Source organism: Mesorhizobium sp. WSM4814, from assembly GCF_055811595.1.
The window spans coordinates 16,453-37,584 of sequence record NZ_JBVVQT010000028.1; the positions used below are offsets into that span (position 1 = coordinate 16,453).

The following is a 21,132-nucleotide window of genomic DNA, read 5'->3' on the forward strand; positions in this document are numbered from 1 at the left end:
GGTGTGGCGGCTGGTGGTCCAGATAGACGGCAATCGAAGGACAAGGAAGACAGCGACATGATCCCGTTTCGAAAGAACCTCATCGATGGCGAGTGGGTGGGCGATGCCGGCTCCCGCAACATCAACCCTTCCAATCTCGACGACGTGGTCGGCGAATATGCGTCGGGCGACGCCGAGCAGGCGCGGCAGGCCATTGCGGCGGCGAAAGCGGCATTTCCTGCGTGGTCCCGATCGGGCTTGCTGGCACGCCATGCGGTGCTGAGGAAGGCGTCGGACGAGATCACCGCGCGGAAAGATGAAATCGGCCGGGCGTTGGCGCGCGAGGAGGGCAAGACGCTGGTCGAGGGAATTGGCGAAACCGTGCGGGCCGCCCAGATCTTCGATTTCTTTGCTGGTGAGACGCTGCGCCTGTCAGGCGAGCTGGTTCCAAGCGTGCGGCCCGGCGTCGGTGTCGAGATCACACGCGAAGCGGTCGGCGTCGTCGGCATCATCACACCGTGGAATTTCCCGATCGCCATCCCGGCGTGGAAGATCGCTCCTGCCCTGGCCTACGGCAACACCATCGTCTTCAAGCCGGCCGAGCTGGTTCCGGAGAGCGCCTGGACCATTGTCGACATATTGCACCGCGCCGGCCTGCCTAAGGGTGTGCTCAATCTCGTCATGGGCAAGGGTTCGGTAGTCGGCCAGGCCATGCTCGACAGCCCTGACCTCAATGCCATCACCTTCACCGGCTCGGTCGGCACCGGCAAGCGCGTGGCTGCCGCCAGCATCGAGCACATGCGCAAGTACCAGCTCGAAATGGGCGGCAAGAACCCGCTCGTCGTGCTCGACGATGCAGACCTTGCCGTCGCCGTCGACTGCGCGATCAATGGCGCATATTTCTCGACCGGCCAGCGCTGTACGGCGTCGTCCCGCCTGGTCGTGACGGACGGCATCCATGACCGCTTCGTCGATGCGATGAAAGATCGCCTCGCCAAGCTGGTCGTCGGCGACGCCCTCGATGCGAAAACCCAGATCGGACCCGTCGTCGACCAGAGCCAGTTGAAACAGGACGAAGACTATATCGCCATCGGCCGCCAGGAAGGCGCCGATCTCGCCTTCGGCGGCGAGCGGCTCGATCGCGAAACCCGCGGCTTCTACCTGCAACCGGCGCTGTTCACGCAAGCCACCAACGCCATGCGCATTTCACGCGAGGAGATTTTTGGTCCGGTCGCCAACGTCATCCGCGTCAAGGACTATGACGAGGCCTTGGCGGTGGCCAACGACACGCCGTTCGGGCTGACGTCGGGCATCTGCACCTCGAGCCTCAAGCACGCCACGCATTTCAAGCGCAACTCGGAGGCCGGTATGGTGATGGTCAATCTGCCGACGGCGGGCGTTGACTTCCACGTGCCTTTCGGCGGACGCAAGGGATCGAGCTACGGCCCGCGCGAGCAAGGCCGCTACGCAGCGGAATTCTACACTACGGTAAAGACCGCCTACACGTTCGCCGGCTAAGTAAATCAAGCCAGACGAAATCGAACGGCCTTCCCAGCGAGCGCGAGTTGCCGGGAAGGCGAACGTCTTCGTGGCCGAAACGACAGCGACCACTGGGCGCTAATGCATGTCGCGCACATGCATGGAACAGCAACCTAAAGCGCGTCGCAGGAGGCCGGTAAAACGCGGCGCGTTTTAGCCGTCATTCAGCAGGGGTCCTTGCGAGGAGGGCTCGCCGGCTGCGACAGCCAGCCGCCGGAGAACCCGGCCTTGCACAGGCCGCGACGGATATGCGGGCTCGACCGCATCAGCTCCCAGATCAGCCGCGAGCGGTGGTTTTCAATCATCAGCACGACGATGCCTTGGTCCAGTCCATAGTGCGCATCCGATATCCAGCCGCTCGGCCCGAACTTCCGCCGGTTCGCCAGCGTCGGGTTGAAGCCGCTCGGCATCCTGAAACCGTCGACCACCTCAGGGTGGCGTTCTCTGAGGTGGCGCAGCGCAGGCAGGCAGATTTCCGGCGCGAAGGGCAGCGATGCGAGATACGACCACGGCGCAATCGTTCCGTCATCGGGGCCGAACGGTGCGCCACGCGCTGCATAGCCGGAAAATTTGCGCGGCCGCCGCTCGATCCGCGCGCGGAATTTGCCGGGTCCGTCACCCGCCGAAAGGCCCCAAAGTGCTTCGCCGTAGCCGTCATAGCCAGAGGGGTTGTGCCGCGCATAGTCGCGGTGAAGGTAGGTCGCGCGGCGGCTATTTTCGAAATAGTCCGAGTTCTTGTCCCGCATGAACGCATCCCGGATGCCATCGAAGTCAATCCAGGCATGCGAGAATTGGTGCATGAACAGCGGGCCGCCATAGAGCACGTCGTAGCCGTAGATGTTTTCCCACTGATATGTCGCCGTCCAGCCGGCATAGCTGTCGTCCGAGGCGGGTTTGTCGGGGGCGGCCATTGCCAGGACGTAAAGGATCGTCGCTTCGTTGTAGCCTTCCCAGCCATAACGCAGAAAACCGCTCTTCGGCTTCCAGCCCTGTCGCAAGATCGGTCTGCTGCCTTGAATCCATCGCCAATCGACGCGTCGGTAGAGCATTTCCGCCAGCTCGCGGATTTCGGTTTCGTCGTCAGTGTCGCCTGTGAAATAGGCGCAAGCCGTGAGCACGCCGGCCATCAGCAGCGCCGTGTCAACCACCGACAACTCGCATCGCCAGGCGCGCAGGCCGGTCCGCATGTCGAGGAAATGGTAGTAAAAGCCTTTGTGGCCGGTGACGTCGTCGCCATCGCCTTGCCGGCTGTTCCAGAAAAAGCGCAGTGCGGCAAGCGTCAGCTTCGCGGCTGTGTCTCGCGTCATCCAGCCGCGCTCGATCCCGACCGGATAGCAGGACAGGGCGAAGCCGACGACTGCGATGCTTGCCGGCCAATTTGGCCGCGACGTGTCGGCAACCAGTCCGTTTTCCGCATTCACGGTTTCCAGAAAATAGCCGAAGGCGGCGCGCTGGAAGCGGTCGAGCAGTTCTTCGTCGGACTGTGGAGGTTCGAACCTAAGCAAACGACGTAAACTCCAGTCCGGCGTCCCAGGTTGCAAATCGTTCCAGTTGCTTCAATAGGTCGCCCGGCCGCCGGAAACGTCGAAAACGGCAGCCGTCGTAAAGGAACATTCCTCGGAAGCGATCCACGAGATCAGCGCCGCCACCTCCTCGACCTCGCCAAACCGCGCCATTGGTATTTTCGACAGCATGAAATCGATGTGCTGCTGGCTCATCTGCTGGAAGATCGCGGTGCGCACCGCTGCCGGCGTGACGCAGTTCACCGTCACCTTGGTCTTCGCCAGTTCCTTGCCCAGCGACTTGGTCAGGCCGATCACCGCCGCCTTGGAGGTGCTGTAGGCAGAGGCATTCGGGTTTCCCTCCTTGCCGGCGATCGAAGCGATGTTGACGATCCTGCCGTAATTGCGCTCGAGCATGTGCGGAACCAGCGCCTTGTTGCAGTAGAAGACGCCGTTGATGTTGATGTCGATGACCCGGTGCCAATCCTCCACCGAATAGTCCCAGGTCGTCATGTTCGGTCCGGTGATGGCCGCGCTGGTGACCAGGATATCGACCGCGCCAAGGGCTTCGATCGTCTGCCGGGCGGCCTGTGCGACCGCTACAGGATCGGCGACGTCGACGGTCACGCCGTGCAAGTCGGCGATGACAGCCTTGGCCTGCTCGATCTGGGTGGAGTTGCGATCCCAGACGCAAACGCGCCCGCCCTCTTCAACGATTCGTTGCGCGACGGCCAGGCCGATGCCTGAGGCGCCACCGGTGACCACGGCCGATCGTCCGGCAAACCGTCCCGCAAAACTCATTGGCATATGGTCTCCCTCATTTGCCCGCCCCGACGGGCGCTGGCGACACCGCCGGCGGCGAATGTGAAGTCAACAGCGGAGAAGTTCAAGCCGGGGACTGGAGCCTCGAACAGGTTCATGGCGGGCCAGGAGCAGGCGGTTGAGAGCCGCTCTTGGCTGTTTCCTCTCCATAAGATACTGAGCTGCGGTCGCGGCGATGCGCCGGGCCCGTCCGAGCGACTCCCATGGGCGCCGTTCAAACGTTCTTGATCGACTTCCAATGGCTCAGCCGCTCCGTGATCAACTCCACTCGTCGCTGGTTGTCGCGCCCGTCCAGGATGCTCAAGTCCTCCGGTTCGGCGCGCAAGTAGAAGCCTGAGGTGCGCGCGTTCAGTTTTGGCTGCGTGTCGGCGCGTGTGGTAAAGTACCCGGACGCGCGATCGGCGGACTCCAGCCGGATCTCCCCCGTCCCGTACAACTGCGACGCGTTCGCATCCAAGGGCCGTTCTCCATTCCAAAAGTAGAAGATGCCGGCAGGCTCCTTTCTCTCCTTTACCGCCTCGCTCCAGTATCTGGCTGACAGACTGCCATTCTCTTGCCATGAGCGGCCGGCCAACTCCAGCGCGCCATCGCGGTCTCGCGCGATACGCAGGAGGCTCACGGCGGACGGTTCCTTTGCGGTCCGCTCCGACAGGGAAAATTGCCACCAAAGGCCCTCTATTCGGGCGACGCGGCCTTCATTTTCAACAGCTTTTCGCAGCTTTTGGTTGACCGCTCTCATCTCCGCGGCGGTCGTCGCTTCGCCATACCTCACGGACGTCAGGCCCAGGAGATCGCTTGGAAGCTTGGAACCGTTGGCATGAAGGATAAACGTTCGGCGCATTCCAAGGACTCCGCCGAAAAGGCCGGCTTCGAAGACGACATTGTCTCGCGGAGAAGCTTGAGCGGATACAGGAGCAGATGATGCTGGCAGGCTTCCACTCGTCCAGTCGTCCTGGGCGAAGACGAAAGCGGCGAAGTCGACTTCCCGCGTAAGCTCGAGCAGGCGCCCCAGTGTGGTTGTCCCCGGATTGAAGGACGTCGTCCAGGGTTCCACATGCGCGATGTCTTCAAGACCGCGTGCCAGCGCCTGCAGCAGTTTTTTCTGCTTCCCCGACGAGCCCAGGAAGATTCGAGGTTTGTCCATCCGTTTGCTCCAACCCAACAGATCGGGACGACCAGCGTCTGCCAATTGTTGGTGTGGCCATCGTCTGGTTGTCCCCGAGATAGCGTACGCGGAGGGCCTCATTCATTGCAACGGATGCAACGAATGCCGGCTGCTATTTTTCGGTCCGGTGCTGAAAACAACTGCAAAAACAGTTCCGCGCGGCGGTTATGCCGACCGTCTCGTTAAATGCGGCGGCGATGGCTTTTGACGGCGCCGAGAGCGATGCCCCAGCCCTGCGCCGGGATGCTCGGGTTCTTGCCGCACGGCCTGTCGTGGCCTTTTACCGCCGCACGGGGCGCCTTATGGCTGTTTTTGCCTCATTTGGGTGACAGGCTGTGGGGGATGGGTTATATTGCACTGCACAATGAGAGCGTTCGCGCATGGCGCGGCGGCGAATCGGCATTGAACTGCATGGACGGGAATTCGCTACCGAGATGAAGATTCCAAAATCTCTGTTGGTCGACCCGGAGAAGAGCACCGTCTACGGCGCATTTGCTGTTGCCATCTCCATTTGGGCGTTCTCCTACTCCTCGGTTTTCGGGCCGATCCTGATCCTGGCCTATTATGCGGTCTGGCTTCCCCTGATTCTGGTAGACTACCGGCGGCTGTTGCGGCATGCCTCCAGCGCGTGGCTGCCGCTGGCGTTTGCATTCTATGTCTGCCTCTCGGTGTTCTGGTCGGATGCCCCCGGCATCACGTTGAGGACGTCAATCCAGTATTGCTCCCATATCGCCTGCGCCTACATCGCCGCGCGCACCGTCAGCGTCCGGACGTTGACGATAGGCTCACTGATCGGGATTTTTGTCGTCCTGCTCTATTCGCTCAAGGTCGGGGGTTATTCCTATGATATGCTCGACGGGACGTACAATTTCGTCGGCGCATTCAGCTCCAAGAACCAGATCGGCTTTGTCGCCTCCCTTGGCATCTATTTTTGCATTGTCTTCCTGGTTTTTCTCAGGCGCGGCCGGATAAGCTTCATCCTGACGGCGCCCATCCTCGTCCTATCGGCCTATCTTCTGATCATGGCGCATTCCGCCACCTCGACGGCTTCGATACCGGCAGTTCTCGCTCTGGTGGCTCTGCTTGCCATGGCCAAAAAGCTTCCACTCCGCTACCGACGGGTGATTTTCGTGGTCGGCGCATGCGGGCTGGTCGTGGTCACCGCAGTTGCCTTTGCAGGACTTCTGGATTTCGTCCTTGGCGCCTTCGGAAAGGATTCCACGCTCACCGGACGGACCTATCTTTGGGAGCAGGGCTGGGAAGCGGCGCAGCAGGCGCCAGTCCTCGGCGTCGGCTACGCGGCCTATTGGGTGCAGGGGTTCGCCGAGGCCGAGCGGCTCTGGAACGAATTCTACATCACAACCCGAAGCGGCTTCCACTTCCACAACACCTATATCGAAGCCCTCGTCGAGCTCGGTTATGTCGGGGCGACGCTGATTTCGCTGATCATCCTGCGCACGCTATGGGGCCATATATCGGCCCTGATATTCAGGGCATGGCAAGCCGAGTCGGTGATTCTTGCCGGCGTGATGGTGCTTTTGTTCATTCGGTCCTTCGTTGAGATCGACACCTTCAACCCCTACATCACGGGCTCCTTCCTCCTGTATTACAGCTACTTCAAGCTGGTCAGGGTGCATGTCGCCCGTCCCCGATGGACCGCAGCGGACCTCGCGGAACCAGAAACCGCAGGGCGCTAAGCAAGGGCTAAAATATTACCTTGATTTTGGTGGCGCGCACAAAAACGCCGCCTGACAGCGCCAAGGCCAAGCAATCATCTCATCTCACAGGCAGCAGGCGAGCCTCGCCCGAGTTGGGTTTGCTGCCTGTTGATCAGGCCCTGAGGGTCAGGAGCGCGTACCATGCGAACCGCTTCACAAAGGGAAGCGTCAAAACCACTGAATCGACAGCTTTGCCAACCGTGTAGACGGTCTCCGAGATGGTTCGCGGCATCAGCGCGCTTCCTACGGAGCACAGGCCGAAATAGTCCACCTGGACATCGCTGAAATAGCGGCGGGCCAAAGCGAAGTCCGAAATCAGCAAGGGATGTTCATCAGCGGTGCGGATGAGGGGCGTCCGCTTTCTGTAGGCATTCAGCAGCGGATTGTGTCCCATCGGCTCGTAGAAGGACGCCACGCCGTTCGGCTTCAGGACACGGACCACATCGGAAAAACACCGGTCCAGGTCCAGGTGATGGATGATCCCGCGTCCATACACCAGGTCGAACTTGTTGTCCTCGAACGACATGGCTTCCGCATTCATCGCCAGGAATGTAGCGTTCGTGCTTCCAAGCGCGCTCGCCCGTTCGTTCGCCTTGTTTACTGCTACATCCGAAATATCGATCCCCGTCAGAGATCGGCAAAGATCGGGCAGGTGCAGGGAATGCAGGGACCACCCGCCATTGGAGCAACCGTACTCGAGCACGTCTGCATTTTTCGAAAGCCGTTTTATCTGCTCGTCTTGACGTTCAGCGCCATGTCGAATCGTTCGATACCACTTGTCCAGGCTTCCTCTTGGATCCTCCTCCTGACTAAACCTGAGATTGTGAAATTCTCTTTCTCGACTGACGATTTCGTCCCTTGCACTGTGCATGACGAAGTCCTCCTCGGATTTGAGTTGCAGCTAAAGCACAACATCTCCTTGCGCTGTAATTACTCACGTCCCGAGTTGGCGGCAGGCTGGCTTGTCGGGCAGCGAGCACAGTGTCGACGAGTTCATGGTCGAACTCGTCCGGGTCGAACTCTTTGCCGATCGAATCTTGTTCGGCTTGATCGGATCCGCCGATCGCTCGAAGGCTTACTGGCTTGCCATTGGCACCAGCTTCACCTTGATCACGTCCCCAGGCAGCACGGGTGTATCTTCGCTGGCGGCGATTTCGCTGGTCTTGCCGTCGACCATCCGGACCAGGCCAAACGACATCGTTGGCTCTTCGCCGTCGCGATAGCCTTGTAGCGCCGGGTTCCCCGACATGGCTTCGGCCATCAGGCCGGTGTGCATGTTCATCTTGAGCATTGTTTCGGCGAGATCGGCTTCTGCCTGTTGCCGGCCAGTGGCGAGGTCGGCATTCTGGGTGTTCTCCAGGTCGATGGCGTCCTGGTTGGCCTTGCTGATCGACTGCCTGGCGGTGAGGATAGCCGTTTCGTAATCCAGGATCTGTCCTTCCAGGTCGGCGATCGTTTGCTGCGAGCCCAGAACCCGAGTGTTGACCACAAGGCCCTTTTGCGCCAGCGAACCGATGCCGCTGAGCTGTTCCTTTGCCAGGTCGACCTGCCGCTGCTGGTTGACGATCTTTTTCTGCAGCGAATCGATCTCGCTCTGCAGCAGCTTCTTCAAATCGTCGAGCGCCTGAAGGCGCAGTTTGAGATTCTTTTGATCGGCCGTCAGGATCGCCATCTCGTCGGCAACGATGCTTGCCAGCTTCGGATCCTCGGCCAGCTCTTTCGGCACGTCGAATGTCGGCTTGTCGGCGATCTGTGCTTCGATGCGCGCGCGCCGAACGATCAGTCGGACCCGTTGGTCCTGGAGAACGTCAAACTCGCCCTTGGCGTTGATCATGTCGCGGTCGTACCGCTGTCCTTCGGGGGCCCGCCGGACACCGCCAGCGATGCTCATCGCCCTCAGGACGGTCAGGTCGGGCACGTAGGGATACTGGCCCGGCGTCTGCACCTCCCCGGAAATGTAGAACGGCCTGTACTGCGCCATTTCGACGGAGGCTTCCGGCCGGTCCGCCAGAGCGAGCTTGCGCTGGAGCGCCTGGCTGATCGCTGCCGCGATCTCGGATGTGGTCTTGCCGGATGCCGGCATTTCGCCGACGAACGGCACCGACAATGTTCCAGACGGGCCGACCGTGTATTCTCCGTTGACGGCCGTCCAGTCGCGGAACGTGCCTTCAACGGTCTGCCATTCGGCCACGCGGATGGTCAGCTTGTCCTGGGATCCAAGCCGGTACTCGTCGGCCGCGGCAAGTTGCGGAACGGCGAGCGCCAGCGCCAGGCAACAAGTGGTCATAAGCCGCATGCGTCGCATGCGGTTGCTAACCGTGCCGGCCCGGGAGATTTCGAAGATGTCTGTTTTCAACTGTATGTTTTCCGATTCGCTTTGGGCCGGTCCGATGAAGCTTGCTGCAGAATGCCTGGCGTCTGGACAGTCACTCCGCGCACAACCGGCTGCCGGCCGGTCAATAGCAGCCCCGCGACATCCAGACGGCAGGCACGGTCTTGATGATGATGCGAATGTCCTCGAACAGCGACCAGTTTTCGACATAGTGGCGATCGAACGCGACACGGCTGTCATAGGAAACGTCATTGCGGCCGCTGACCTGCCAGAGCCCGGTCAGGCCAGGGCGCGATTTCAGGTAATAGACGGCCGAACTGCCGTAGATTTCGAGTTCGTCGCGCACCACCGGGCGAGGACCGACAAGGCTCATGTCACCCTGAAGGATGTTGATAATCTGCGGCAGTTCATCGAGGCTGAGCTTCCTCAGCACGGCCCCGACACGCGTGACGCGCGGATCGTTCTTGAGCTTGCGGGTAGCTATCCATTCGGCCTTGGCGTCCGGGTTGGCGGCAAGGTATGCCGCCAGCACCTGTTCGCCATTCTGCACCATGGTGCGAAACTTGAGGCACGGGAAAATCCGTCCGCCCCGCCCGATCCGCCTGTGACCGTAGAAAATCGGCCCGCCGTCGGAAAACTTGACAAGCAGCGCGACCATCACAAACAGCGGACTGAGAGCAACCAGCCCAATCAGTGAACCGGCGATATCGAAGCTGCGTTTGAGCAGGCCGCCGATTGGTGGAAAGTCGATACCGGCCTGTGGAAAATCCGCGTCGGCCGGCTTGGCTACGTCCCTCATGCATAAACTCCATACGTTGAACGGATGGTTTGCCGCACGATATCAAAAAAATGCTGCATCGCAACACACAATTCCTTGAGCGCCTGAAATAATCGCGTCATGCATTGATTAAATAATAAACCGATCCTGCGCAAATTTTGGCCTTTTATGGCGCGTTCGTGACAAATTATGGGCAACCTTGAAAAAGTTAGTGCCTTTTTGAGGCTGATTTTGGGCGTATCGCTCTTTGTGCCGCGTGGTTGAGAATTATCGTGCTGTAGCTTTTTAAAATATAAAGCGCTCCTAAAGTAAAATACTGATTAATATTGCGGCTCTTACTGACGTGAGTCCATACCGGGTGATTGGTTGTGATGCCGGGGTGTGCGTCGCAACATGGCAGAGTCGATCCCCCGAACTTATGCAAAATAATTTGCGGCTGGCCTTGCCCGCTATTGCACACCTTAATAGAGTTGCAAATTGTTTCTGTCAGAGTATGGACAGCGTGGGAAGGCCGGAAGCAACCGGCCAAAAAGCGGGTGGCCTCAACAAGCTCGCATGGCGAAGGGAGGCTCGGGGTGGTCAATCATCGATTTTTGCCCGAGCAGGTTCACGGGCTGTCGGGTATGTCGCTACCAAAATTCATTATTGGCATGATTTTCGCGCTGGCGATCGTGGTCGCCTGGTCTTATCTCGACGGCGCTTCGCTAGGCACAACGCTTTTTCGCGCCATAGCCTGCGCCATTGTCATTCAACTGGGCTACTTTGTGCTCGTTTTCGCCATGGTTGCCAGAAATACCCCGACGTCGGCTGACAAGATTCGCGACGTCGAACGAAAGCTGAGTTCGACCGAAGCGGCCGATGGCGAGAAGTTCAGTGCCAGGAGAAGCCTCCACTGACCTGACGGCAGGTAGCGTCGGCCGGGTCCCTGGCGGACTGCTCGCCCGACAGCATCCTGGGCAACCGACTTGCGGACTTCCCCTTCAGCCTAAGATCCTCTGAATCAGCCACCCTGCCTAAGCTCTGTCGATCGACTTGGTGATCAGCCATTCGAGTGCGCCGACGCCCCATCCAGAATGGGCAGGGACGGTGTGCGAAGCGGCCCGCCTATCCGCTGGCATTTCACCGCCCGTCGATTTGCGCCATGACGACCCCGAAAGGAAGGACTGGACGGAGCGAGTGATTTTAACGATGCTTCGCACTCGCAGCATAAGTGCCGGCTGATGTTTCGTACAGCCGGGCAGTCAGTGAGAACGAGAGCTGCATTGGGGGAGAAATTCGGAGCTACCTGTGCAGTCGAGAGGCGAATTGATGACAGAACCGGAAGTCTGCGTGATCATTGCCGCTCGCAACGCGGCGCGGACAATTGCGGTTGCCATCGCATCGGCCTTGCGCGAGCCGGAGGTGGCCGAAGTCGTCGTCGTCGATGACGCGTCCACTGACGATACCGCGAAAGTCGTTCGGGCGGCCGACGATGGCAGCGGCAGGCTTTCTGTCATCCGGCTCGACGTCAACGGCGGTCCTTCCTTGGCCCGCAACGCCGCGATCGCCAGCTCCAAATCGCCATTCATCAGCATTCTGGACGCCGACGATTTTTTTCTCGAGGGCAGATTTCGCGAGTTGTTCGCCAGCGCCGATTGGGATTTCGCTGCCGACAACATCATGATGATCAGGGACGATGCGGCGACCGACGTTTCGAAAATCACCGCTCCGCGGTTTGCGGCCGATCCGGAATTTCTCGATTTCGAGCGCTTCATCGAAGGCAACATCTCCAGTCGTCGTGTGCAGAGAGGTGAGTTGGGTTTCCTCAAGCCAGTGATCAGCCGCGCTTTTCTGGACCGGCATGGGCTGCGCTATGACGAAAACCTGCGGCTGGGCGAAGACTATGAACTCTACGCGCGCGCAGTTGCTTGCGGGGCGCGCTTCAAGGTCATCAGGTCCTGCGGCTACGGAGCGATCGTTCGCGCGGATTCGCTGAGCGGCCAGCACAAGACGCAGGATCTCAAGCGTCTGGCCGACGCGGATCTGGCGCTGCTGGCGATCGACAGTTTGCCGGAAGGCTCCAAGGCCGTGCTCAGAAAGCACGAACGGCAGGTACGCGACAAATATCGGTTGCGAAACTTCCTTGACGTGAAGAACGAGAGAGGGCTGACAGCGGCTGCGGCCTACGCCCTGGCCAGCCAATCCAATCTCATTCCCATCGTTCGCGGCGTGGCCGCCGACAAGCTGGATGCGCTGTTTCGCCGCGCCGGCTTTGGCTCGAAACAGCCTGTGCCGTCGCGGCGCTTTCTCATGGCCGCAACCAGCCCGGTCGGCGAGGCTTGAGCTGGTCCGCCGGCGCGCCACACCGATCATGTCAACAGGTCCTTACCCTGCCTCAAAGCGATGCGAATTTCCGATTCGCCGCACTAGGTGGTTGCCTACTCGCGTTGGGAATGGCATGTATGTTGCGGTGCAGCAATTCTGATTGGCTGTTTGAATCGGCCGAAAATGTCCGCCTGTCAGAGGAGCTGGACGATGCGACAAGAACTTTTTTGGCCCGGCCGGGCACAAGGGACAGCTTAGGCCGGCTATGACAGGAAACTGAGCGCATGGCCTCGATATTTGGCTTCAGATCAAGGGATCCGGCTCGAGACAGGCAGACCGATATCTCGCGCCTTGACCGCCTGGCAAAGCTGCTTGACCAGATCGCAGCCGAGATCGAGGCGGAGAAAAACGGGCTTGAGAATCGCTACCGGACAAAGGCCACCAACGCCGCCTTCCTGGTCGAGGCGATGGAAAATGGCGCGGCCTCCTCCAGCAGATCCTCCGAGGTCAGCGAACTGACGAAGTCGATCCTGAATTATGAGCGGCGCATCGCGGCGCTCGCCCGCCAGAACGAATTGATGAAGGGTCTCCGGCATTCGCTGGATGCTATCTTCGACGAAAGCGCCCAACCTGGCTCGACCACCAAGGCCGATTTCGCCAACCCGGCCGCCGGCGCGGGGTGAAATTTCAAAGAGCCTGGGTGGCGCCACTGGGCAAGAAGCAGGCAACCGGGGAGCTACCGGCAGAAGGTCAAGATCAGCTCGTTTCGTCATGGTTTTGAACATCGACTTGGGTTGGGGGGCGCACAGCACAAGGTGAGTTTGGTATGAACGCGGATTCGAAAAGCACGTCCACCCCAGCAACCGGCGACCGGCCGTTCACGCACATCATGAGGCAAGGGAAACTGAGGCAGCTATGTTCGGGCGGAGCGTTTCTGCTGGTCGCACTCGGCAGCCTGGTTGCGGGCTCGACCCCCTCCCGTTCGCAGGACATCCCGACTGCGCCATCGTTCGTCGATGATTTCACCAGCTTCGACCGGGCGCGTTGGTACATTGCCGACGGCTGGGCGAACGGCAAGTATCAGAACTGCATCTGGTCCAAAAGACAGGTCAAGCTTTCCAATGGCATGCTGACGCTCGGTTTCGAAAAGCAGAAGGTGAAGGATCGCGACTTTGCCTGCGGCGAGGTCCAATCCAAGCAGCGCTTCGGCTATGGCACCTATGAGGCGCGGATGAAAACCGATTCGGGCTCTGGCATCAATGCCTCCTTCTTCACCTACATCGGCCCAACCGACAAGCAGCCGTGGGATGAAATCGACTTCGAGGTGCTGACCAAGGACACCTCCAAAGTGCAGGTCAACGCCTACATCGCCGGCAAGGGCAATAACGAGAAAGTGGTCGATGTAGCTGGCGGCACCGACAAGGCTTTTAACGACTACGCCTTCGTCTGGGAGAAGGACCGGCTGCGCTGGTACGTCAACGGCGAGTTGGTGAACACAATCACCGATCCGGCAAAGCTGCCCAGCCATGCGCAAAAGATATTTTTTAGCCTCTGGGGCAGCGACACGATGAAGGAATGGCTGGGGCCGTTTTCGGATCCGGGTCGCAAGCTTACCTTGCAAGTGGATCGCATCGCATTCACGGCGCTCGGCCAGCCATGCCAGTTTCCGGAATCGCTGGCATGCAGCATTAAGTAAAGACCAATCTGAACCGGCCGGGCCGAAAGCGCTCCGAAGTCTTGAACAGGAATGAAATCAAATGAATTTAACGGTCTTTGGAATCGGCTATGTCGGTCTGGTGCAGGCGGCGGTGCTTGCCGAAGTCGGCCATCAGGTACTATGCGTCGACATCGACGTGAAAAAGGTGGAGCGGCTCAATCAGGGCCTCATTCCGATTTTCGAGCCCGGGCTCGAAAACCTCGTCAAGGAGAACCATGCGGCCGGCCGCATCAAGTTCACCACCGACGCCGCGGCCGCCGTCAAGCATGGCCAGATCCAGATGATCGCTGTCGGCACGCCTCCGGGCGAGGATGGTTCGGCCGACCTCAAATATGTGCTGGCCGTTGCCGAGGCCATCGGCCGGGAGATGGATGCGCCCAAGATCGTCGTCGGCAAGTCGACCGTGCCTGTCGGCACCTGCGAAAAGATTAAGGCAAGGATCGCCGTGACGCTGAAGGCGCGGGGCCGCGAGGATCTTACTTTCGACGTCGCCTCCAATCCGGAATTCCTCAAGGAAGGCTCCGCGGTGGCCGACTGCATGAAGCCCGACCGCATTATCGTCGGCACCGGCAGCGAGGACACCGAGGCGGTGATGCGTGAGCTTTACGCCCCATTCAACCGCAACCACGAGAAGATGATCGTGATGGATGTGCGCAGCGCCGAGTTCACCAAATACGCGGCCAATTGCATGCTGGCGACCAAGATCAGCTTCATGAACGAAATGGCCAACCTGGCCGAGGAACTCGGCGCCGACATCGAGGAGGTCCGCAAGGGCATCGGCAGCGATCCGCGCATTGGCTACCACTTCATCTATCCGGGCCTCGGTTATGGCGGCTCGTGCTTCCCCAAGGATGTGCGCGCCCTGATCAAGACCGCCGAAGGCGTCAAATTCGATGCCAAGCTGCTGCGCGCCGTCGAGGAACGCAACAACGAACAGAAATCGGTCCTGTTCGATAAGGTGAACCGCTCTTTCAACGGCAATCTGAAGGGCAAGACTTTTGCGCTGTGGGGCCTGGCGTTCAAGCCCAATACCGACGACATGCGTGAGGCGCCGGCTCGGGTCTTGATGGAAGCGCTCTGGAAGGCCGGCGCCAAAGTGCAGGCTTACGATCCCGAGGCGATGCAGGAATGCCAGGCCGTCTACGGACTGCGCGAGGATCTGCTCTTGTGCGGGACCAAGGAGGCAGCGCTGCGTGGCGCCGATGCGCTCATGATCGCCACCGAGTGGAAGAATTTTAAGGCACCGTCGTTCGACGCGATCAAGGATGCGCTGTCCACGCCGATCATCTTCGACGGTCGAAACCTCTACGACCCCAAGGTCATCGCTCGCTACGGCATCGAATATCACTCGATCGGCAGGATGGCGGCGTGAGATCAGGCGGGACAGGCCGGTGGCTAGGACATCAAGGACGATCGCGAAGGCTTCGATGAACGCGCTCGTGTCAACAAGGGGTCTTCTCTGATGGTGCTGGGCATCAGGCCGGAACAGATCGCCAACGAGCATTTCGATCTTGTCGCAGTCGGTTCCGGTTTCGGTTCGGCCTTCTTCCTGCATGCGTTCGCCAAGCAGCGAAAGGCACGCATTCTGGTTCTGGAATGGGGCGGGCACAACACGCATGAATGGCAGCTCGAGCAGAACGTCAACACCGACATCGAGGACAAGACCACCTACAAGACCAACTCTGACAAGCCGTGGAATTACACCATCGGATTGGGTGGCGGAACGAATTGCTGGTTCGCCCAGACGCCGCGCTTTCACCCGAACGACTTCAGGCTGAAAAGCCTCTACGGCGTCGGTAACGACTGGCCAATCAGCTATGACGAGCTCGAGCCGTTTTACTGCGATGCAGAGGACGTCATGTCGATTTCAGGCGACCCCGACATGGCGGCGATGATGCCGCGTTCCAGGCCATTTCCCCAGCCACCGCATCACATGTCGACGCCGGACCGGATGATGAAAGCGGCGCAGCCGGACCAGCATTTTGTCATGCCGACAGCCCGCGCGCGCGTGCCGACCGCGCAACGGTCTTCTTGCTGCGCCAACTTGCGGTGCGGATTATGCCCGGTCGATGCCAAATTCACCGCCAACAATGGCCTGATGCACGTCTTCGAGCATCCCGACGTTTCGGTCTGCCTTGGCGCTGAAGTGCGCCGGCTCGACCATATCGGCGGTTCGGTCCGTTCGGTCGCATTCGTGCATGAGGGCAAGGAATATTCGGTCAGCGGCGATCTTTTCATACTGGGCGCCAATGCCATCCAGAGCCCGGCGATCATGTTGCGGTCCGGCCTGTCGGGCGAATTCGTCGGGCGCGGCCTGCACGAATCCTACGGATGGAATTTCGAAGCCTATCTCGACGGTGTCGATAATTTCGACGGAAGCACCATCACCACCGGCTTGAATTTCGGCCTTTATGACGGCGCTCACAGATCGGACCATGCGGCGGCGCTGGTCTATTTCGAAAACCGCTGGCAGCACGGGATGCGCCCTGAAAAGGGACGTGTCCGTCAGACGCTTCCCATCATCATTGTTACCGAAGACCTGCTCGACCCGGAAAATCTCGTGGTTCTCGACGAGGATGAAAACGCCTTCGTCAGTTTCGCGGGAGCATCCGACTATGCGGTCAAGGGCATGGGGCGGGCAAAGCAGAATTTGGCGGCGCTTCTGGCGCCGCTGCCGGTCGAAGAGATCTTCGATCGCGGCATCCGGCGCACCGAGTCGCATGTCCAGGGCACGTTGCGGATGGGCTCGAGCCCGGCGGATTCGGTGGTCGATCGGGACATGATCCACCATCAGCTCAGGAACCTGGTTGTCGTCGGCTCAAGCACATATCCAAGCTGTTCCTGCGCCAACCCGAGCCTGACGGCGGCAGCCCTCTCCCTGCGGGCGGCGAGCCGGATAGCAGGAAAGGAAATGGCCGGATGACCAAGGTTTCGCGACGCGCGGCACTGGCCATCATGGCTGGCGGAGTTGCTTCGACCGGCATCGCCTACGCCACCGTTTCCTCGCTTTCGGACGAAGACCTGGTGCGCGTCACGCTCGAAAGATATTTCGGCAGGCTGAACATGCGCATCGAACATTTGCAGCAGTTCGTCCTGGAATTCCAGAAGCGGAACCCCTGGATATTTCCAAACACAAAGCTGGGCGATGCTGTCACTGTGCTTGAGGCGCTGAAATTGGGCGCCGCACGCCGGTTTCTGCCCGAACAGAAAAAAGAGGACCTGAGGCATTTCGACCGCTGGGTCATTGCCGAGTTCCATATGCTGACCGACTACGCCCGGCGCAGTTCGCCAGCCGACCCGGTCCGGTTCACCGGATGGCAGCCGTGTACCAATCCGTTCGCCAATTTGGAGACGCAGCAGGATGCTTGAAGCGGGTCGCAAGCCAGCACCCGTAAATAAGCCGTGCGTCATTGCCCGTAAACTTGAGAATGCGACAAGGAGCCGAAACCATGAAAGTGCTTTTTGCAGGCGGTAACGGTTACACGCCCCAGTTCAGCGGCGGTGTCCAGTCCAGCACCCATCACCTTGCCGAACAGTTGCGCGAGCACGGGCATGAGGCTTCGGTGCTCGCCGCCCTGTTCGGCCAGGGCGTCTTCGGCTACAAGGCGCGCGCCAAGATGAAACTTTTGAGGCAGCGCGCTGTCATCGACAGCTTTCCGGGCTATCCGGTCGTGCGCGCCTGGTTTCCCTGGGAGGCGGCGGGTTTCGCCGTCGAAAAGCTGAGGCCGGATGTCGCCGTGGTCCAGTGCCACAAGTCGGTTCCGATCGGCAAGGCGCTGCAAACCGAAGGCGTGCCGCTGGTCGTCTATCTCAGGAATGTCGAGTTCCACGAGTTGGGCGGCGATCTGCGCGAGCTGCATTCGGCGCTCTACATAGCCAATTCCGAGTTCACGGCGCGCACCTACAAGGCAAAATTCGATATCGATTCGACGGTTATACCGCCGACCATCAATCCCGCGCTCTACCGCACGCCGACGACAGGCGATTTTGTCACGCTGATCAACCCCTATGAGGAAAAAGGTTTCGAGCTTGCGGTGCGCATCGCCGCCGCCTGCTCTGAAATCCCGTTCCTGTTCGTCGAAAGCTGGAAGCTTGACGATGATCATCGGGCCCGGATCGAGCAGACGATCGCGCCGCTCGGCAACGTCACCCTGGAGAGCCGGACCAACGACATGAAGACGGTCTACGGCCGCACGAAAATCCTGCTGGCTCCCAGCAAATGGGAAGAGGCCTGGGGTCGGGTGGCGTCGGAAGCCCATTGCAGCGGCATTCCAGTCGTCGGCTCGCGTCGTGGCGGCCTGCCCGAAGCGATCGGCTCCGGTGGCGTGGTGCTGGATTACGATGCCCCACTCGCCGACTGGGTGGCAGTGGTCAGGCGTCTGTGGACCGACAGCCTGGAATATGGGCGGCTTTCAGCGGCGGCGCGTGCATTCTCCGAGCGCCCGGAACTCGATCCGGCGGGTCAATTCGCGACCTTCTTCTCGATGCTGGAGAGGGCGACACAACAGCCTTCGCGGCAAGCCGCCTAACCCATGTCGCGCAAAAGCATTCCCTCGGGCCTGACCCTGGGCTTGACCAGAGGGTGCGTAGCGGTTTTGCGATAACGACTGCATAAAACAAAACAAAGCGCGCGTCGCGTGACGCGCTTTAAGTCCCGAAACCAGGTTCAAGCCGGTCGTTTGACCCGGCTTTTGAGCGTCTCGTAACCGCGTTCGCCAAGCAGCGTGCGCGCGACGGTCTTGATTGCCGTCTTGCGCCCGTCAGGCGAACTGATCTGCCTTAACCTGCCCGGAAGGTTGCGCGCCGCCTGTCCAAGTGCCGGAAGTGACAGCGTGTCAGGATAAATTACCAGATGCGTTTCAACGCACAGCACCGGCTTGCCGGAAAGCTCGGCGATCTTGAGGGCCTGCTGGTGCTCGCTTTCGATGAACAGGATGGCATCGGATTTGCGGTAGAAATCGGCTTTGAAACTGCCATGCACGCCAAGCCGTTGCCGTTCAGCCTTGCTCGGCAGGTCAAGCATGATCAGCTTGTCGTATTCTATGCCGTGCTTTGCCAGCCATGCTTCGGTAAGCGTACGGTATTTCTCGAGCCGGCTGGTGACGAGCCAGCCGATCTTGCGGGTCGGGCCAAACAGAGGCAGCGCTGCGCCCAGGAATTTCTCATAGGCGGGGCCGTCGTCATTCTCTGCTTCGGTCGGGTCCAGGCAAAGCACGCCATCAATGTCGACGCAGCTTTGCGCGAGGAATTTGTGGTGCATGAAGTTCCATTGGAACATCCTTGGATGCGGCACGACCTCGAGGACGATGTCGGTTTCCTCGTGTTGGGGCAGCAGGCCGAACACCGCGGCAAAGGTGAAGTCCGCCTTGATGCCGGCGGCCTCTACCCGGCTGCGCGCCTCTCTCATGGCAGCGCCGCCGCTGACGCTGTCGTCGATCACCAGGACCTTGCGCATATCGGTCGCCTGGCGGTCGAGCGCGGCGCGCCGTTTGGTGACGCCCGAAGTATAGATCTTACCGGCCAGGAAACTATCCAGGTCGGTCATCGGAATGTTCGCCGTCAGGCTGAGCAGGGTGGCGGCGAGAATGCCGCTTCGCGGGACCCCGACCACCAGGTCGATGTCGCGCGGCAACCGGTGAAGGTTTCTGACAATCGCATCATTCATGTCGGAGATCGATCGGTAGTGCATGGGATCAGACCTGGTCCTCGTATGGATGTCCGTGCAAGTTACTTCGCCTCGCTTGGTGCGGCCTTAGGCGCCCGCGCCGGCAGCAGTTTTAGGGCCTCCCGCAACGCCTCGCGGCCGGAAGCAAACGCCAGCGCGGTCATGACCGTGATCATGTAGGACAGCGCCACCGCGCTCGCCATCGCGAAGATGTGCTGTTGCGGCAGCAACGGCTTGGCGAACCAGATCGCGGCAAGCGCCAGATGCGCGCCAAGCACGAAGGGCGTTGCCGCGCGAAGCATATGGCTTGCCCGCAGCGGCCCGGTCTTTCCGATATACAGCCACAGAAAAGGCGTTCTGAGATACTCGCTGACCGCATAGGCGATCGCCACGCCCAGCGCGCCATAGGGCAGGCCGATCAGGAAGGCCAGCACCGACGTCAAGGCTGTTATGATGCCCCAGCGCATGAAATCGCCCGAGCGGCCCTGGCTGATGAAAAGCCATCCCGCCGGGTTGTTGAGCGGCTGCAGCAGACCGGCAAAACCGAGCGCCAGGAAGATGCTGGAACTCTGCCGCCACTGCTCGCCGAGCACGAACGGTATCAGCACGTCGGCCATGGCGATGGCGAAGGCGACACCCGGAAGTGCGACCAGCAATATCAGCGGCATGACGCGAAGATAAGCGCTGCGGTAGCGATCCGGCTCGTCCTTCAGCCTGGAAAGAGCCGGCACCATGACCTTCGACAGCGGATTGGTGATCTGGCTCAACGGAAACAGAAGCAGCTTGTAGGCGCGGTCATAGAGTCCAAGCTGCGCTTCGCCCCAGTATTTTCCGATCAGCACATTGTCGAGATTTCGGGCAAAGAAGTTGGCGAAGTTGAACCCGGTGATGCCGGCGCCGAAATTGATCAGCTCGCCAATGCCGTTGACCTTGCGCGGCAGGCTGGGGCGCCATCGCGAGTTTGCCCAGTAGCAAAGCGTGGGCAGTACGGCTGCTGTCAGGGTGCCGGCAAAAAGCGCCCAGTAGGAACGGTCGATGAAAGTCCAGGCGATCGATACGGCAAGGCCGGCAATGGCACTTGCGACGTCGATGACGGCCAAGCGAGCGAACTGCATTCGGCGTGTCAACAGCGCCAGATGCTGGGCGCCCAGCCCATAGGCTATGATCTGCAGCCCGAGTGCTGCCACCAGACCAGACACCCGCGGTTCGCCATAGAAGGCGGCGACCAGAGGCGCCGCGCCGGCAAGCACGCAGGCGAGCAATGCGCTAACCGCGACATTGACCCAGAAGAGGTAATTGACCTCTTCATGCTTGATTCCGCTTTTCTGAACCGTCGCCTGGGTCAGGCCGAAATCCTGGAACAGCGCGATGAACGCCAGCACAGGCGCGCACATCGCCACGACGCCGAAGTCCTGCGGCGAGAGCAGGCGCGACAGCACGATGACGGAGACGATCTGCGTCGCAACCCGCACCGATTGCGCCAAAGCCGTAATGATAGCGCCGCGTCCGACCGATCTGCGGAGAGAGCCCTCTGGCGGGTCGAATGCATTGGCTTGCAAATTCAGGGTCCCTGATTTTCGTGCCGGTCCCGGAGTCCCGGCCCATGCCCGA

The 21,132-nt window shown here is 60.3% G+C and carries 18 protein-coding genes; 10 read left to right on the forward strand and 8 right to left on the reverse strand.

Annotation, left to right across the window (positions count from 1 at the left end; genetic code table 11):
• Positions 1 to 60 precede the first annotated feature (60 nt).
• Complete coding sequence (locus AC0L2V_RS28380; protein WP_473508058.1) at positions 61 to 1,497, forward strand: aldehyde dehydrogenase family protein; 1,437 nt, start codon at positions 61 to 63, stop codon at positions 1,495 to 1,497.
• Between the two features lie 185 nt (positions 1,498 to 1,682).
• Here the strand turns inward: AC0L2V_RS28380 and AC0L2V_RS28385 are convergent, their stop codons facing one another.
• The 3 genes from AC0L2V_RS28385 to AC0L2V_RS28395 all read right to left on the reverse strand — a co-directional run bounded on the left by AC0L2V_RS28385 (position 1,683) and on the right by AC0L2V_RS28395 (position 4,986).
• Positions 1,683 to 3,023, reverse strand: coding sequence for a glucoamylase family protein (locus AC0L2V_RS28385; protein ID WP_473521813.1), 1,341 nt, complete (start codon positions 3,021 to 3,023; stop codon positions 1,683 to 1,685).
• A gap of 51 nt (positions 3,024 to 3,074) precedes the next feature.
• Positions 3,075 to 3,827 carry an SDR family NAD(P)-dependent oxidoreductase gene (locus AC0L2V_RS28390; protein WP_091592787.1) on the reverse strand — a complete coding sequence of 251 codons (753 nt, stop codon included), beginning with the start codon at positions 3,825 to 3,827 and terminating at the stop codon, positions 3,075 to 3,077.
• A 229-nt stretch (positions 3,828 to 4,056) separates the two neighbouring features.
• Positions 4,057 to 4,986, reverse strand: coding sequence for a TIR domain-containing protein (locus tag AC0L2V_RS28395; protein WP_473521814.1), 930 nt, complete (start codon positions 4,984 to 4,986; stop codon positions 4,057 to 4,059).
• Positions 4,987 to 5,441: 455 nt separating this feature from the next.
• Here AC0L2V_RS28395 and AC0L2V_RS28400 point away from each other — a divergent pair, with 455 nt between their 5' ends.
• A complete protein-coding gene (locus AC0L2V_RS28400; protein ID WP_091593000.1) occupies positions 5,442 to 6,704 on the forward strand; it encodes an O-antigen ligase family protein in 1,263 nt (420 codons plus the stop codon).
• 133 nt (positions 6,705 to 6,837) lie between these two features.
• Here AC0L2V_RS28400 and AC0L2V_RS28405 read toward each other — a convergent pair whose 3' ends face one another.
• The 3 genes from AC0L2V_RS28405 to AC0L2V_RS28415 form a co-directional block, all read right to left on the reverse strand.
• Entirely contained in the window at positions 6,838 to 7,596 is a 759-nt protein-coding gene (locus tag AC0L2V_RS28405; protein WP_091592793.1) for a class I SAM-dependent methyltransferase, read from the reverse strand.
• Positions 7,597 to 7,800: 204 nt separating this feature from the next.
• Positions 7,801 to 9,021: a polysaccharide biosynthesis/export family protein gene (locus tag AC0L2V_RS28410; RefSeq protein WP_473521826.1), complete on the reverse strand. Its 1,221-nt coding sequence runs from the start codon at positions 9,019 to 9,021 to the stop codon at positions 7,801 to 7,803.
• A 160-nt stretch (positions 9,022 to 9,181) separates the two neighbouring features.
• Positions 9,182 to 9,856: a sugar transferase gene (locus AC0L2V_RS28415; RefSeq protein ID WP_091592795.1), complete on the reverse strand. Its 675-nt coding sequence runs from the start codon at positions 9,854 to 9,856 to the stop codon at positions 9,182 to 9,184.
• 554 nt (positions 9,857 to 10,410) lie between these two features.
• Here AC0L2V_RS28415 and AC0L2V_RS28420 point away from each other — a divergent pair.
• The 8 genes from AC0L2V_RS28420 to AC0L2V_RS28455 all read left to right on the forward strand — a co-directional run bounded on the left by AC0L2V_RS28420 (position 10,411) and on the right by AC0L2V_RS28455 (position 18,385).
• A complete protein-coding gene (locus tag AC0L2V_RS28420) occupies positions 10,411 to 10,731 on the forward strand; it encodes an exopolysaccharide production repressor exox (protein WP_473521815.1) in 321 nt (106 codons plus the stop codon).
• A 412-nt stretch (positions 10,732 to 11,143) separates the two neighbouring features.
• Positions 11,144 to 12,157 (forward strand): glycosyltransferase family 2 protein, encoded by a 1,014-nt coding sequence (locus AC0L2V_RS28425; RefSeq protein WP_287171382.1) that lies wholly within the window; start codon positions 11,144 to 11,146, stop codon positions 12,155 to 12,157.
• A gap of 266 nt (positions 12,158 to 12,423) precedes the next feature.
• Positions 12,424 to 12,822, forward strand: coding sequence for a hypothetical protein (locus AC0L2V_RS28430; RefSeq protein WP_473521816.1), 399 nt, complete (start codon positions 12,424 to 12,426; stop codon positions 12,820 to 12,822).
• Positions 12,823 to 12,965: 143 nt separating this feature from the next.
• On the forward strand, positions 12,966 to 13,835 hold the full coding sequence (gene exoK, locus AC0L2V_RS28435; protein WP_473521817.1) for an endo-1,3-1,4-beta-glycanase ExoK: 870 nt from the start codon (positions 12,966 to 12,968) through the stop codon (positions 13,833 to 13,835).
• Between the two features lie 61 nt (positions 13,836 to 13,896).
• Positions 13,897 to 15,228 (forward strand): UDP-glucose dehydrogenase family protein, encoded by a 1,332-nt coding sequence (locus AC0L2V_RS28440; protein ID WP_027151552.1) that lies wholly within the window; start codon positions 13,897 to 13,899, stop codon positions 15,226 to 15,228.
• Between the two features lie 90 nt (positions 15,229 to 15,318).
• A complete protein-coding gene (locus tag AC0L2V_RS28445) occupies positions 15,319 to 16,779 on the forward strand; it encodes a GMC oxidoreductase (RefSeq protein WP_473521818.1) in 1,461 nt (486 codons plus the stop codon).
• Positions 16,776 to 17,225 (forward strand): hypothetical protein, encoded by a 450-nt coding sequence (locus AC0L2V_RS28450; RefSeq protein WP_091592804.1) that lies wholly within the window; start codon positions 16,776 to 16,778, stop codon positions 17,223 to 17,225. Before AC0L2V_RS28445 ends, AC0L2V_RS28450 begins: the two co-directional genes overlap by 4 nt.
• A gap of 80 nt (positions 17,226 to 17,305) precedes the next feature.
• Positions 17,306 to 18,385: a glycosyltransferase gene (locus tag AC0L2V_RS28455; RefSeq protein WP_473521819.1), complete on the forward strand. Its 1,080-nt coding sequence runs from the start codon at positions 17,306 to 17,308 to the stop codon at positions 18,383 to 18,385.
• A gap of 137 nt (positions 18,386 to 18,522) precedes the next feature.
• On the opposite strand, the gene AC0L2V_RS28460 is transcribed toward AC0L2V_RS28455, so the two are convergent.
• Both AC0L2V_RS28460 and AC0L2V_RS28465 read right to left on the reverse strand, forming a co-directional pair.
• Entirely contained in the window at positions 18,523 to 19,545 is a 1,023-nt protein-coding gene (locus tag AC0L2V_RS28460; RefSeq protein ID WP_473521820.1) for a phosphoribosyltransferase, read from the reverse strand.
• Positions 19,546 to 19,583: 38 nt separating this feature from the next.
• Complete coding sequence (locus AC0L2V_RS28465) at positions 19,584 to 21,080, reverse strand: lipopolysaccharide biosynthesis protein (RefSeq protein WP_473521821.1); 1,497 nt, start codon at positions 21,078 to 21,080, stop codon at positions 19,584 to 19,586.
• Positions 21,081 to 21,132: the final 52 nt, after the last annotated feature.